Below are 14,114 nucleotides of genomic sequence, written 5' to 3'. Positions count from 1 at the left end.
TTTAGTTGGAGCCGTGCCCGCGGAAAGCGTCCGCCGCAATGGAAATCAACGGCATCGAAGAAAAGGGCATGTTGGAACGAATTTTCGTTCCAACATGCCCTTCCTTATAATTGAATGACTTTTTCAGTGCCCTCTTGCTCAGAAGGTGTAGATTTGGATAAAACTTGAATTATCCCATATTCTCAATTATCTTGTAATCTTTTGTTTTCTTATATGGAATTTCATTTTCTTCGCAAAATACGATTAAATCTTTATAGACATCATTTGGTTTAAAATAACCAATACGAATCGAAAGCCCTTTTCGAACTTTTATGAACGCTAATTTTGAGTTCCAACCGATTCGTTTGAACGTTATTTTTTCAACATCTGTATGAATTATTTTTTTGTTATAAATCTTTAATCCAAAGAGTTTAATGGTATAACGAATTGTATGTTTGTTTATTACTACTTGATACGTTACAAAAGCATTGCAAACACCGAAGATAAATACCGTTAACGATACCCATTTTACAGATGGAATACTCGCTATACTTACAGCAAGACCTAGAAACGCTAATGATAGAATAAGTTGACGTGACGTAGTTCTATCATATTTCATTTAATCACTCCCAAATATCTATATATTTAAACAGTTATGCGGATAATGTATCGTGAAAATGTGGTAGCTAAGCCATTCGCAGTCGTATGTCGTTCATAAATCCTAGTGATTTCAGCCAAGTCCCTCTCTTTTACCGAAAATGCGAAACAAAACAGGTTCCCAAATAGTTGTTTGGAAACCTTTCATAATAGATTATTATTCAACAGAACCCTGGATAGCCTTCCAATCATTATGTAAGATTCCCATAACAATTACATCGTATCTTTTTCCGTCGCGATATACTGCCGACCTTTTTCTACCTTCCTGTTGAAAACCAACCTTTTCATACGCTTTTATTCCACCTTTGTTATACTCAATTACTTCCAAGCCCACTCGATCCAAATTTAATTCTTGGAAAGCATAACGAAGTATTAGCTTCAAAGCATCTGACCCGTAACCTTTATTTCGATTAGAAGATTCTCCAATGCCTATGGACAAGACCCCCGTACGATTGTTCCATTCAATACTATGAATAGTAACAAATCCAATTAAATGATCTTTATCAATTGTTCTAAGTCGGAAATATACTTCATTTAAGGCAGGCTTCCCATCTGAAATCAATTGTTCTTTAGATTTAGGAAGAGCTATATCTGTATCTACATTACGAAGATATTCAGAATCCTCTTCCCACTTCAGCATAACTTCAACGTCTTCTTCTCTAGGCATTGAAAGTTTTACGCGATTCCCGTTAAAAAGATTAGTGTTAACAGCTGTCATATGAATCTCCTTAATATTAGTTAGTTTTATATACCTCACCACTATGTGATAAATTTCTAATTCCTAAAATACCATTTTTTACATTATAGCAAAAATATGTTTATACAACATTCGGGACAGAATATTTTTAAGAATGCTTTTGGAATTATGTTACACTACCTTTAAAACTCGCTTGAAATAACGGGAAGAATTCCGCTTATTTAGAAATTCAACCGCAAATCAGCCAAAATAAAGGGAGAAATTCCCCTTATTCACTAGAAAAGCGTGAAAAAGTATCATTTTTTGAGCAATAAGGGAAAAACTTCCCCTTATTTCCCCCAAAAACAGAGGCCACTCACTAAATAACGGGAAATTCTCCGCTTATTTTCTTGCAACGCATTCTTAATGACTCATCGGCACATTTCCCTTCCCTTCTCTTGTCTGTAACACTAATCACTTCGTCAAATTCTACTTTTAAAAGGTGTTATATCCTTCTAATTGAATATAATTAATTTCCCACTACCAAACTGAATACTCGCAATATTCAATAAATATATTGCAACTCTTATTTCTATTTATTAAATAGTAAGTATGCGTTAATATGAGAGATGTTGGAAGTCATACTTCTGTAATATACGTAAAGGAATGATGGAATGAAAAGAAAGTGGTTGTTTTTATTTAGCTTTCTCGTTTCAGTCTTACTTTCTGCCTGCTCAGAAAGTTCAGAGGAAATAAAAAAGGAACGATTTAAAATTGGTGTCATGCTGTCAGATGCAGGGCTCGGTGACCAGTCGTTTTCAGATATTGCGTTTGAAGGACTGGAAAAAGCACGTGATGAGTTGGATATTACCTTCGATTACCGAGAGCTTGAGATAAGCGGTACATATAAGCAAGGTTTGGAAGATCTGATGGCAGAGGGACAAGATTTAATTATTGGTATTGGCTTCACAGTTCAAGAGGATTTGGAAGCGATTGCTAAAGCCTATCCAGAACAGCAATTTTTATTAATTGATACAGAATCAGATTTGCCGAATATTCATAATGTAACTTTTAAAGATGATGAAGGTTCCTATTTAATCGGTGCACTGGCTGCGATGAAATCAAAAAGTAATGTTGTTGGATTTATCGGTGGTGTAAATAATCCGGTAATTAAACGATTTGAAACGGGATTTATAGCAGGTGCAAAACAAATAAATCCGGATGTAGAAGTTTTATCTGTTTTTGCCGGGGATTTCGGGGATGATCAACTTGGTGCTTCCATTGCACGGGATATGATCGAGCAAGGTGCGGACTATATTTATCCCGCTGCCGGCTTTACAGGTGTTGGCTCTATTTTAGCGGCACAGGAAGCAGGTGTACATGCATTCGGTGTGGACAGCGATCAGTTTTTCCTTGCAGAAGATACAATTGTTTCTTCCATGATGAAACGAGTTGATACAGCTGTTTATCAGGCAATCGAAGAAATTGCTGAAACGGGGGCACTTTCGGAAAAAGATAAAGTGCTTGGCATTAAAGAAAATGGTGTAAGTCTTGCGCCAATTCGTGTCGTGTCTTTAACTGAAGAGGAAAAAAAGCTATTGGAAGACGTTCAGCAAAAGCTTGCAGACGGGCAACTGATAATTAAGTAGAAGAAAGGGTCGTACAACAATGAAATTAAAACAGAAACTATTAATGTTGGCCTTGATTCCGCTACTATTAGCTGTCTGTATTATTGCTTATAATATTAGCCAGCTTATGAGCCTCAACGCCTCTACGGAAGAAGTAGTGGATTCCCTTGTTGCAGTTGAGGAATTAAACAGCACGGTCCAAAGCCTTCAAAAGTCACTAAGTGTCTATTCAATTAATGTATCAGAAAACAATAAGCATAATATTGAAACCGATTTAGCGCGAACAGAAGAGGTTTATAAAAATCTGAAAGACAGCTTTACAACAGACCGCCAACAAAAGATTAGTACACGCTTTGAAGAGAAATTTGCAAATATTGCAGAAGCGTCAGCTACCTCACTGCAGGATACAAATGTTGCAGAAATTAAGCGTCAATCACAGCGTACTCGCGGAATTGTAAATGATGTAATCGAGCTAAAACGAGAGGTTAGTGCAAACTATACCGCGATGCAACAAGAACTTGGCAACAAAATTAAAGCCATTACATGGATTTCGATTATTGCCGCAGTCGTGCTTTTATTCTTGAGTGTCGTGTCAACACTTTATTTTACAAACAAAATTGTCAATCGCATAGGACGATTAACAGCCGGTGCAAAGGAAATTGCAGCCGGGAATTTAAATGTGGAACTGAATGCCACGGATACAAACGATGAAGTAGGTGAGTTACAAGTTACCTTCCATCAAATGACAAACAATTTAAGGGATATTATTACACATGTGTCTGACAGTTCAGACCAAGTTGCAGCATCTGCCGAGGAGCTCATGGCTAGCGCGGACGAAACAATGCTTGGAACCGAACTTATTTCCACATCCATTCAAAATGTATCGGATGCAGCAGACAAGCAAAAAGAAATGTCGGGCTCTTCTGCCGCCTTTGCAAAGGATGTATTGGAGGAGGCAAAAGAAATTGCTAGTCAGGCCGGTAAAGCGACAGCACTGTCAGCTTCAACAAGTGAAAAAATTGAAAAAGGTTCGGTGTATGTAGAAAATACCGTAACTCAAATGAATCTGATTCATTCTACCGTTGAGGAAACCGCAGATTCATTAACATTACTTGCTAGCCGTACGAAAGAAATCGTTAATATTTTAAAGCTTGTTCAGGATATTTCCGATCAAACAAACTTACTTGCACTGAATGCTGCGATTGAAGCCGCTCGTGCCGGTGAAGCTGGTAAAGGCTTTGCTGTTGTTGCAGACGAAGTTAAAAAGCTTTCCGAACAGACAAAGCAGTCTGTTTACGATATTTCACGCATTGCAGTTGAAATTGAAACAGATACGACGAAAACTGTTTCTTCTATTCAGCAAGTTAAGAATCGAGTAGATGCAGGAATCAGCATCTCCCATGATACAAAGGCTACATTTGAAGAGATATTGTCAATTATTGGTCAAGTACAAAATCAAGTAAATCAGATTTCAACTGTATCCGACAGCATCCATTCTAAAATAGAATCTGTTTCAGAGCAGTCGCTACAAATGGCGAAGGTTTCAGAAACAACAGCTGACAATGCTGTATCAGTTGCCTCAGCTTCTGAGGAACAACTGGCATCTATGTCAGAAGTAAATGCAGCCGCTACTTCTCTCGCTCGTCTTGCCGAACAATTGCAAGCGATTGTGGCGAAGTTTAGAACATAAGTTTACTGCGGCTTTCAAATAGCTTCACCATCTTGAACCTTTACGATAAATAAGAAGAATCCATTTTGAAAAGAGATTTAGAAAAATGGATTCTTCTTTAGTAATTTTAAGGGAGGAAATCCCCCCAGTTTGACGCCCCACTACTTATCCTTTTTAAACAAAACTTTTTCAAACAGAATGGATAAACCCACCATTAAGAATAAAAAATAAAATCCTTTCGGGTCCTGTTTCATAAAAACTAAATAAAAACCTGTCGATCCAAATACTATAAAGAGTATCCAGAAGATTAAAGTGTTTCCTAAAATTCTTCTCGATAAAAAATTCATCTATATCCTCCTCGAAATCATCACTGTATCCTTTTTCAAAAAAATACTTCCTAACTGATTGGTTAGGAGTCTAACATAATAAAGGGCGAATTGTTAATTGTCATAGATGTTATCGATAATTGGAAACATAGAAATTTACTAAAAAACAGCGATAATTAGTACCTATTTTTGTGAAAGTTATTAAAAATGGTGATGCATATAACGAAAATCCCTACTTATGTATGATTTTAAAAATGTACAAAAAAACGCGAAAACCGTTATACACAACAGCTTTTCGCGTCTCAAATTTAAGAATGCTTCTTCAAATACTCCAACGTTGCCTTCGCAAGTGTATTGGCAGCTACTAGAAGTGCACGCTCGTCGATATCGAACTTCGGATGGTGATGCGGGTAAGCTTCTTCTTTCTCAGGGTCACGGGCACCTGTGAAATAAAATGTTCCCGGTACTTTTTCTAAATAGTAGGCAAAGTCCTCCCCACCCATTTCCGGTTCGCAAATGACCACTTCCTCGACACCTGGCGTTTCTTTTGCCTGCTCGATGAAGAATCTTGTTGTCTCCGGATCATTAATGACAGCCGAGTAGCCGCGTACATAATCGTATTCGTAATCGGCCTTCATCACATAGCAAGCCGCCTTCAGGACGTCTTCCAATTCACGTTCAATGATGCCGCGCGTTTCTTCATCAAATACACGGGCAGTACCTTTAATTTTTACAGAATCGGCAATGACGTTAAATGGGTTTAACGCTTCAAAGTGACAAATCGAAACGACTGCTGGTTTCACAGGATTAATACGGCGGCTTAATAGCTGCTGTGCATTCACAACAAATTGTGAGCCAATGTAAATCGAGTCTTTCGTTTCCTGTGGTTTCGCACCGTGTCCGCCTTTGCCTTTAATCGTAATGTAAAACCCATCTGCTGCAGCCATTAACGGACCTTCACAAACAGCAATTTTCCCATACTCGACCGGTGCCCATAAATGCTGACCGAAAATGACATCGACCCCGTCCAGGCAGCCGTCTTCAATCATCGGAATCGCTCCACCTGGGGCAATTTCTTCACCGAATTGGTGGATGAACACGACATTCCCTTGAATCTCGTCCTGAATCTGGTTCAGTGCCTTTGCTAATACAAGTAGTGACGCTGTATGTCCATCATGCCCACATGCATGCATTCTTCCATCCACTTTCGATTTATAAGGAACATCATTTTGCTCCTGAATCGATAGCGCATCAAAATCAGCACGTAGCGCAACCGTTTTACCTGGCTTGCCGCCTCTTAAAGTAGCGACTACCCCACGACCACCTACACCTTCACGCACTTCATGTCCAAGGGCACGATGGTACGCAGCAATATATTTTGGTGTCTCAACTTCTTCATGTGAAAGCTCTGGGTTTTCATGTAGGTAACGACGAATCGCGACCATTTCATCAAAATTCTGTTCTAGTATTTCAAATACATTCGTCATTTATCTCGTCTCCATTTTCTAAGTTGTCTGTATTTCGAATAAACATTACAGGTAATTCCCTGCTTCTAAAGGCTACTGTTCAAAATCCTAAAATATTACTTTAAGAAAATACCATCGCCAGGACCTAATGGCAGGCCAAGCAAGAACCAAATTGCGAATAAAATAATCCACATAATCGCGAAGAATATTGAATAAGGCAATAACGCTGAAATTAACGTACCAATCCCGATATTCTTGTCATAGCGTCTAGCAAATGCCAGTAAAATCGCAAAGTATGCAAGCATCGGCGTCACCGGGTTCGTAATGGAATCCCCTACACGGTATGCCATTTGTGTAACGGCTGGTGAATAGTTTAAATACATGAACATCGGTACAAAAATTGGTGCCAGTAAAGCCCATTTTGCAGATGCACTTGCGATCAGTAAGTTGATCAATGCACAAATAATAATGAAGCCGATAAACATTGGTGCGCCTGTAAAGTTCATATTTTGTAAAAACTCTGCACCTTTAATCGCTAAGATCGGTCCAATGTTACTCCAACCGAAGTATGCAATCATTTGCGCTGCTACGAATGCCAATACGATGAATGAAGAAAGGTCACCGATTGATTTAAACATTTGTTCTGCAACATCGCGGTCCGATTTCACCTTTTTCGTAACGATGCCGTATGCTAAACCTGGTAGTAAGAAGAAGAACAGCATAATCGGCACAATCCCCGTCATAAACGGTGAGTTTAAAAAGCCGTTATCTACTGGATTACGTAAAAGCCCTGATTCCGGTACGACTAAAATCGCCATTAAAATGATATAGGCTAACGTGACAATACCTGCCCAGCGAAGCCCTTTATTTTCTAGAGCTGTAAGTGGTTCAGCCACTTCTACTTTCCCACTGTATGTACCAAAGCGAGGCTCTACGAATTTTACTGTTACCCAACTTCCGACAATGACTAAAATAAATGTTGAAACAATTAGGAAATAATAGTTCATTGTTGCAAGTCCCGTATATGTAGGATCAACCAATTGTGCTGCCGTTTCTGTAATGCCGAGTAATAATACGTCTAAAGACGAAATAATAATATTTGCACTGAATCCCCCAGCAATTGCTGCATATGTAGCGATTAACCCAACAAGTGGATTTCGTCCAACACTCATGAAAATCATTGCGGCAATTGGAGGTAAAATAATGAACGCTGCGTCTGCGGCAACATTCCCGACAAGACCTGTAAATAAAATAACAGGTAAGATGATTTTTTTAGGAGCACTTAATACCGTTTTTTTCATTAACGCCGATATTAAGCCACTGTTTTCAGCCACCCCGATACCGATCATCGTCACGACTACGATCCCAAGTGGCGCAAAGCCCGTAAAGTTCGTCACCATGTTTGAAATAATTTGAATAAGTCCTTCACGATTTAACAGGTTAATAACTTCAATCGTTTCGTCTGTGCCTGGCTTAACGGCCGAAACCCCAATTTTTGATAGAACAAATGATAACGCAAGAACAAAAAATGCCAAAATGACGAATAACGTAACCGGGTCTGGTAGTTTATTTCCCGCTCGTTCTATTCCGTCTAAAAACCTATCCACCATTTTTTTCTTAACAACTTTATTTTCCATATGAGCCCCCCTAGATGATTAATGTTTTAAAGAATAACAAAGCAAGAAAAACTTAACAACTAGTTATGCAAATTTTTAGATTTTTTGTTATATTTCGATAATAATAGTGTTTAGTTTAGCGACGTTATTTGCAGGGAGGTCTTTTATCTGGGGGATTGCGTAGTCTCTTCAGTAGAATTTCTTATCAATTAGATTATGAAATTAGCTATTCTTACGTTAAATTCGATACTTTTTTCAAACAAAACTTCATATAATAAAATAAATTAAATATATTTTTTTGATATTTGGTTCTATTTTAAGTTGTTACAGTAGAATATTGACATTCAATATTCTTTAATTTACCATTTTATTTACAAGACTACCTATTACTACCTAGGAGGTATTTTAATGCACTATACCTTAGTAGATTACGAGCACAACATCACTACTGTCACGTTTCATCCTATGTCCAATTCTGCAAGCATCACTTACTTTATTGATACAGAAGATCGTCACTATATCGATTCGCCACAATACACGTGGAAACAAGGTGGATGTGATACTCATAGCTTACATTATCATGATGAAAATAAGACTCGCGTGATGTATAAACGTTTCATTACCAATGCTCTTAAACATGAAGATACATGTGCATTAAATAATAATAAAAAGGATTTACGAAAAAACAATATTATTAAATATCCTAAAGGGAAAATAGATTATAGAGAAGAGCTTAAAGAAAGTATGAAAGCGGAATTAATTCCCTTTGAAATCGATTTAGAAAAATTAAAACCGGCATCTCAAAAGTCCGAATTAAAAAAGGAAAAAAAGAAAAAGTCCAAGAAGAAAGATAAAAAGAAAAAAGATGAATCAAAAAAGAAGAAAGCGAAGAAAAAATAGCACCAACATTAAGGGAGATCCTATGAACGCCATTTTAAAGCAATTAACCGAAATTGATCCTGAATTAAGAAAACCATTTCCTACCAATGATATTAGTAAAATAACGGAAGATTTTCGAACAGAATTTATGAAATTACCTGATGAGGTGGATTTCTATGATGATTTTCATTTTTACTGTATGAACATAGCCGGCACGCTAAGTTATGTTTTAAGTGATAGGATAAATCAAATCCCCCAAGGTCAAATCGATATGCTATTTCAATCTTTTTTTGAGCACTATCAATATGAATTTCTAGAAGACCAAATAGCAAATTATCATCATTTCTATCAGGAATATATAACCTTTGAGCAAGCAAGAAAATTGTTATTAAAGTTGTTGTTTAATTAACTTCTAACTATTTATAAACACTGTAAGGAGTTGTTCAATGCCATTAGTTATTGTTTTTAATTTCGCTCTAAAAATCAGCCTATATTACAACAGTGAAATAGTTATATAAAAAACAAACGCTCCGATTCTGAGCGTTTGTTTTTGCGAAATATTATACTATCCTCATGGAACTAAAGCGCCTATTAATTGAAGAATAACTCACTCTTCTTGGTAACCAATCTGTTCTTTAATGTAATTAGCATCATTTATATTGATTTCGAAATATTTGACTTGATCCCAATCTTCTCCAGAACGAACTCCAATAACAGCCCCTTCATTCGTGAACCATAGTCTGGAATCAATTAAGCCCGTGGACTCTTTCGGATTAATTACTGAAATATGAACATCTGGCTTATCTAGATTTACATTAATATTTGAAAGTTGTTCTTTATGTAGGTAAATCATTAGAAAGTTATCTACTATCCTTTGATTTTCTGTGTCTGTAATAACTTTTTCAATATCTATTTGTCCAATATTTTCTATGTTATCATATCCAATTCTAATTTCCCGTGAAGCCTCGTTAAACTTTACTTTTCCAGTTATATAACCACTAAAAAATGCAAATAAAATTAAACCAATGAGGCCTATAATTTTTGCTGTTTTAACAAAATCCTCCCCCTTGAGATAGATTCCTGTTCTTCCATTAATAAATTTATAATACTATTTTTGACGCAATCCTAAAAAAACTTTTAATCAGCTAATCTATCCGTTAGTCTAAGAACATTATTTCATAATCTTTAGTATATTTCAGCAAAGAATCCTCATCTATCTTCTAGATTTTACTTTCCAACTACTTTAATTTTAGCTGGCACAGCTTATGGGGCTTCAAATATTAGATTTTATATTAAAGGCTAAAAAACAACTAGATAACCCCCTTCAACTAGATAACCCCCTTCCTAGGATTTTAACAAACACAAAAAAAGCCTGGTTATACCTGTGCACATCAATTCTGTGCCAGGTTACCATACCTTATATTTTAAAATGCCACTTTGCAAACTCACTAAATTTGCAAAATTGCCTGCTACCTTAAAAATTCAGTTAGCAAACCATCTTCATAAATTATGATTATTTTAAAATAGAATCCCTTTTCCTTTTCCTTTCCCTTTTCCTTTTCCTCAATAAAATCTCTTGCACGTACTCCTTATTACCGCACCCCAATCAATTTCAATAATCATATTGATCTCCCATTATTGAGAGAATGTAAAGACAGCATGTTAATTAATTGTAAATAAGTTGTGAAAATGAGCCACTCACCTGATATTTCCGATAAATCACAATTTACTAATTATTAATAATTTCCGAATACTTCCCTTTACATTTAACGAGTATTGTTATCGGTGGAGGTGATAACAATGCTTATTGACTTACATATGCATACAAACTGTTCAGATGGCGAGTTGACACCTGAACAACTAGTAACTTTAATACGCGAACAACAAGTAACGCACTTTGCGATTGCTGATCATGACACGATAAAAGCATATGAACAACTAGCAAATACGGAATTTACTCAATCGACTTTAATTACTGCGTTGGAATTCAATACAGATGGACCAAACGGTGAACTACATATTTTAGGATATGGTCTGGATTTACAAAATGAACAGCTCATCCATTATTGCAATATGCGCAGAGAAGAACGTATTCACTGGTCTAAAAAAATAGTGGTTAAGCTTCAGCAACTCGGCTATCCAATCGATTATGAAAAGGTTCAACAGCGTGCTGAAGGTGGAATCATTGTACGCACCCATATCGCCGATGAACTTGTGTCATTAGGCTATTTTGAAAATACTCAAGCCGCCTATGAAAAACTATTAACAAAAGGTGCCCCTGCCTTTGAAGTCCGAAAAGGGGCTACCTCAGCTGAAGCAATTCAAATGATTCATCATGCTGGTGGTTTGGCTGTGTTAGCACATCCAGGAATTTATAAGTTTGATTATTCTATAGAAAAAGTAATAGCGGAAGGAATTGATGGAATCGAAGTCTTTTATCCTCTTCATAGTCAGGAACAAGTAATCCATTTCAAGAAAATCGCAGACAATTATAATCTGTATAAAACAGTTGGCAGCGACTTCCATGGTGTGCATTCAAGAAGCCCCTACTTACCAGGATCTGTCGTTTACGAAGAAGCCGATGTTGTTCCTTTCCTAGTAGCATTAAGCAAAAAAAGTGGTGTGAACGTATGAAATTATATGCTGCAACTACGTTATTTTGGGGACAGCCTTTGGAAACTATTTTTCAAAAAGTACATGATGCCGAATTACAAGGAATTGAATTATGGATGGAGCAAATGCAATTGGAAGATTGGTCGCTGCCAAAAATTAAACAGCTTATGCAGCAATACAACCTAGCTGTGTCTCTCCATGCTCGGAGCTGGGACTTAAATTTAGCCTCGCTCAATGAAGAAATTCGAAAGGCATCTGTTCATGAAGTAATAAACGCGCTCTATATTGCAAAAGCATTAAACTGCCCATCGGTTACGATTCATCCGGGTCGAAAAATGATTGCCAGTCATTCAAGTATATTTTATGAACAAGCGATGGATGAAAGTTTAAAAACGTTATATAAAGCAAGTGAAAAAACCGGCGTTAGTATTTCTCTTGAGCTGCTCGAGAAACTTCCAAAAGAATTATATGTTGAGCCCGAAGCATTAAATCGACTGCTCGAGAAGTACCCATTATTTAAAACAACGTTCGATATTGCACATATTGGGTTGCAAGATAATATTGAAGAAAAACTTTGTCAGTTACGCAACATCGATAAAATTCATATAAGTGATGCAACCGAACAGAAATTTCATGTTGCGCTTGGTACGGGACAATTGTTGCTGCCACACACACTTTGGCATCGCATTAAAGAACAAAACGTGCCCGTTGTGTTAGAAGGCTTATGCTATGACAATACGATGTTTACGCAACATCTCAACTATTTGAAGGAGCTGGAGATAATAAATAATGAACTTTTTAGTTACAAATGATGATGGTATTTTTGCACCTGGTGTCCGTGCTCTTGTCGAAGTTTTAAGTAATTTTGGTCAAGTGTACGTTTGCTGTCCCGACCAAGAAAGAAGTGCCATTTCTCATTCAATTACATTACGTAAGCCGTTAAACATTCAAAAAACCGATCTTTTCGGTGAGCATATTCATGCGTGGTGCATTGATGGGACCCCTGCTGACTGTGTAAAACTAGCATTAGATGTCCTTGTCAAAGAACCGATCGACTTTATCATTTCCGGTATTAATCTCGGCTCAAATATTGGAAGGGATGTCTACTACTCCGGGACGATCAGTGCTGCAATTGAAGGTGCTTCGCTCGGTTATAAAGCATTTGCCATTTCTGTAGATGCCTATGATGCGGAAAAATTAAATTTAAAGTACCCAAAACAATATTTATATCAATTTTTACAAAATTTTCTTCACCAAGATTTAAAAAATGGGACTGTCTATAACGTGAATCTACCATATGTTGAGCCCAATCATTATTTAGGGCCTATCGTTACCGAGCTAGATTTTTCGGTCAAACGATACAAACATGTTCATATTGAAGATGGGATGGGACAGCTCTTTTATTGGCTAAAAGATTATCGGAAAACGATACAAAGTGAAGCGGGCAATGCAGACTTTTCATTAATTACACAAGGTTATTTAACCATTACCCCTTTAACAGTCAGCTTTATCAATCAAGATTTATTACAACAAACACAATTATTGATAAAAGGAGCTCTTAAAAAATGAAAAAATTATGGATGACTGCGTTATTATCAACAGCAATTTTAGCAGCATGTGGATCGACTGAGGAAGATACAGCAAATGAGGTCAACGCAAACGATAATACAGCAACTGAAGCTGAAGCAACAATTGATGGTACGGTTAGCTTCTATACTTCTCAGCCTGAAGCTGATGCGACAAAACTTATTTCAGAGTTTAATAATTTATACCCAGAGATAGAAGTTGAATTATTCCGTTCAGGAACAGAGGAAGTTGTTGGGAAAATTTTAGCAGAAAATACAGCTGGCGATATTCAAGCAGATGTGTTGTTACTGGCAGATCACGTAACATTTGAAAACTTGAAAAATCAAGATTTACTAGAAAGCTATGATTCACCGGAGAAAGAAAATATTTCTGAAGAATTTATTGACAAAGATTTAACATATTACGGCACAAAAGTAATGGCAACAGTAATCGGTTATAACACAGATGCGGTTACAGAAGCACCGACATCCTGGAGCGTATTAACAGAAAAGGCGAATGAAACGATTATGCCTAGCCCTCTTTATTCAGGTGCTGCTGCATACAATTTAGGAATTTTCACACGCAACGATCACTTCGGCTGGGATTATTATAAAGCGTTAAAAGAAGGCAAAGCGACAGTTGTCCAAGGAAATGGTGCTGCATTAAAAGGCTTGCAAGCTGGTGAAAACAACTACGCAATGATTGTAGACTATTTAGTAAATAATGCGGCAAAAGAAGGTTCACCAATAGCCATCACTTACCCGGAAGAAGGTGTACCGGTAATTACGGAGCCAATCGCATTAGTAAAGGATGCTCAAGATGAAAAAGCAGCCCAAGCTTTCATCGACTTCGTTCTTTCTAAAGAAGGTCAAGAGCTTGCAGCAAGTTTAGGCTACGCACCTATTCGTTCAGATGTTACAGCACCAGAAGGACTTAAAGGTGTTGATGAACTTAATGTATTATTAAGCAGTGTAGAAGAGCTATATAATGGACGCGAATCAGATAAAAATGAATTTAAAACATTATTTGGGGAATAAGA

Annotated in this window: 13 protein-coding genes; 8 read left to right on the top strand and 5 right to left on the bottom strand. The window is 37.0% G+C overall.

Annotated elements, in window-relative coordinates; genetic code table 11:
* Positions 1 to 169 precede the first annotated feature (169 nt).
* Positions 170 to 598, bottom strand: coding sequence for a hypothetical protein (locus H9632_RS17575; RefSeq protein WP_191705365.1), 429 nt, complete (start codon positions 596 to 598; stop codon positions 170 to 172).
* A gap of 195 nt (positions 599 to 793) precedes the next feature.
* Positions 794 to 1,354, bottom strand: a complete 561-nt coding sequence (locus H9632_RS17570) for a GNAT family N-acetyltransferase (RefSeq protein ID WP_191705364.1) — start codon at positions 1,352 to 1,354, stop codon at positions 794 to 796.
* 632 nt (positions 1,355 to 1,986) lie between these two features.
* Here H9632_RS17570 and H9632_RS17565 point away from each other — a divergent pair.
* Positions 1,987 to 2,961, top strand: a complete 975-nt coding sequence (locus H9632_RS17565) for a BMP family lipoprotein (RefSeq protein WP_191705363.1) — start codon at positions 1,987 to 1,989, stop codon at positions 2,959 to 2,961.
* Between the two features lie 19 nt (positions 2,962 to 2,980).
* Entirely contained in the window at positions 2,981 to 4,630 is a 1,650-nt protein-coding gene (locus H9632_RS17560; RefSeq protein WP_191705362.1) for a methyl-accepting chemotaxis protein, read from the top strand.
* Between the two features lie 613 nt (positions 4,631 to 5,243).
* Here H9632_RS17560 and H9632_RS17555 read toward each other — a convergent pair.
* Together H9632_RS17555 and H9632_RS17550 are read right to left on the bottom strand one after the other, a co-directional pair.
* Complete coding sequence (locus H9632_RS17555; protein ID WP_191705361.1) at positions 5,244 to 6,422, bottom strand: M20 family metallopeptidase; 1,179 nt, start codon at positions 6,420 to 6,422, stop codon at positions 5,244 to 5,246.
* A 95-nt stretch (positions 6,423 to 6,517) separates the two neighbouring features.
* On the bottom strand, positions 6,518 to 8,038 hold the full coding sequence (locus tag H9632_RS17550) for an AbgT family transporter (RefSeq protein WP_191705360.1): 1,521 nt from the start codon (positions 8,036 to 8,038) through the stop codon (positions 6,518 to 6,520).
* 387 nt (positions 8,039 to 8,425) lie between these two features.
* Here H9632_RS17550 and H9632_RS17545 point away from each other — a divergent pair, with 387 nt between their 5' ends.
* Both H9632_RS17545 and H9632_RS17540 read left to right on the top strand, forming a co-directional pair.
* On the top strand, positions 8,426 to 8,917 hold the full coding sequence (locus tag H9632_RS17545) for a hypothetical protein (RefSeq protein WP_191705359.1): 492 nt from the start codon (positions 8,426 to 8,428) through the stop codon (positions 8,915 to 8,917).
* Between the two features lie 22 nt (positions 8,918 to 8,939).
* Positions 8,940 to 9,305 carry a YxiJ family protein gene (locus H9632_RS17540; protein WP_191705358.1) on the top strand — a complete coding sequence of 122 codons (366 nt, stop codon included), beginning with the start codon at positions 8,940 to 8,942 and terminating at the stop codon, positions 9,303 to 9,305.
* Positions 9,306 to 9,503: 198 nt separating this feature from the next.
* On the opposite strand, the gene H9632_RS17535 is transcribed toward H9632_RS17540, so the two are convergent.
* On the bottom strand, positions 9,504 to 9,749 hold the full coding sequence (locus H9632_RS17535; RefSeq protein ID WP_191705357.1) for a hypothetical protein: 246 nt from the start codon (positions 9,747 to 9,749) through the stop codon (positions 9,504 to 9,506).
* A 947-nt stretch (positions 9,750 to 10,696) separates the two neighbouring features.
* Here H9632_RS17535 and H9632_RS17530 point away from each other — a divergent pair.
* The 4 genes from H9632_RS17530 to H9632_RS17515 are packed head-to-tail and all read left to right on the top strand — an operon-like array spanning position 10,697 to position 14,112.
* The gene (locus tag H9632_RS17530) at positions 10,697 to 11,530 is read left to right on the top strand and encodes a PHP domain-containing protein (RefSeq protein ID WP_191705356.1); all 834 of its coding nucleotides are present in this window, start codon (positions 10,697 to 10,699) and stop codon (positions 11,528 to 11,530) included.
* Entirely contained in the window at positions 11,527 to 12,321 is a 795-nt protein-coding gene (locus H9632_RS17525) for a sugar phosphate isomerase/epimerase family protein (RefSeq protein WP_191705355.1), read from the top strand. Before H9632_RS17530 ends, H9632_RS17525 begins: the two co-directional genes overlap by 4 nt.
* Complete coding sequence (gene surE / locus H9632_RS17520) at positions 12,299 to 13,078, top strand: 5'/3'-nucleotidase SurE (RefSeq protein ID WP_191705354.1); 780 nt, start codon at positions 12,299 to 12,301, stop codon at positions 13,076 to 13,078. The genes H9632_RS17525 and surE overlap by 23 nt, the downstream gene beginning before the upstream one ends.
* Positions 13,075 to 14,112: an ABC transporter substrate-binding protein gene (locus H9632_RS17515; RefSeq protein WP_191705353.1), complete on the top strand. Its 1,038-nt coding sequence runs from the start codon at positions 13,075 to 13,077 to the stop codon at positions 14,110 to 14,112. The genes surE and H9632_RS17515 overlap by 4 nt, the downstream gene beginning before the upstream one ends.
* Positions 14,113 to 14,114: the final 2 nt, after the last annotated feature.

Origin of the sequence: Solibacillus merdavium, from assembly GCF_014836935.1 — a bacterium.
Taxonomy (GTDB): domain Bacteria; phylum Bacillota; class Bacilli; order Bacillales_A; family Planococcaceae; genus Solibacillus; species Solibacillus ferritrahens.
Note: the sequence above shows the minus strand (reverse complement) of the source record. Positions and strands in the feature narration are given on the sequence as shown.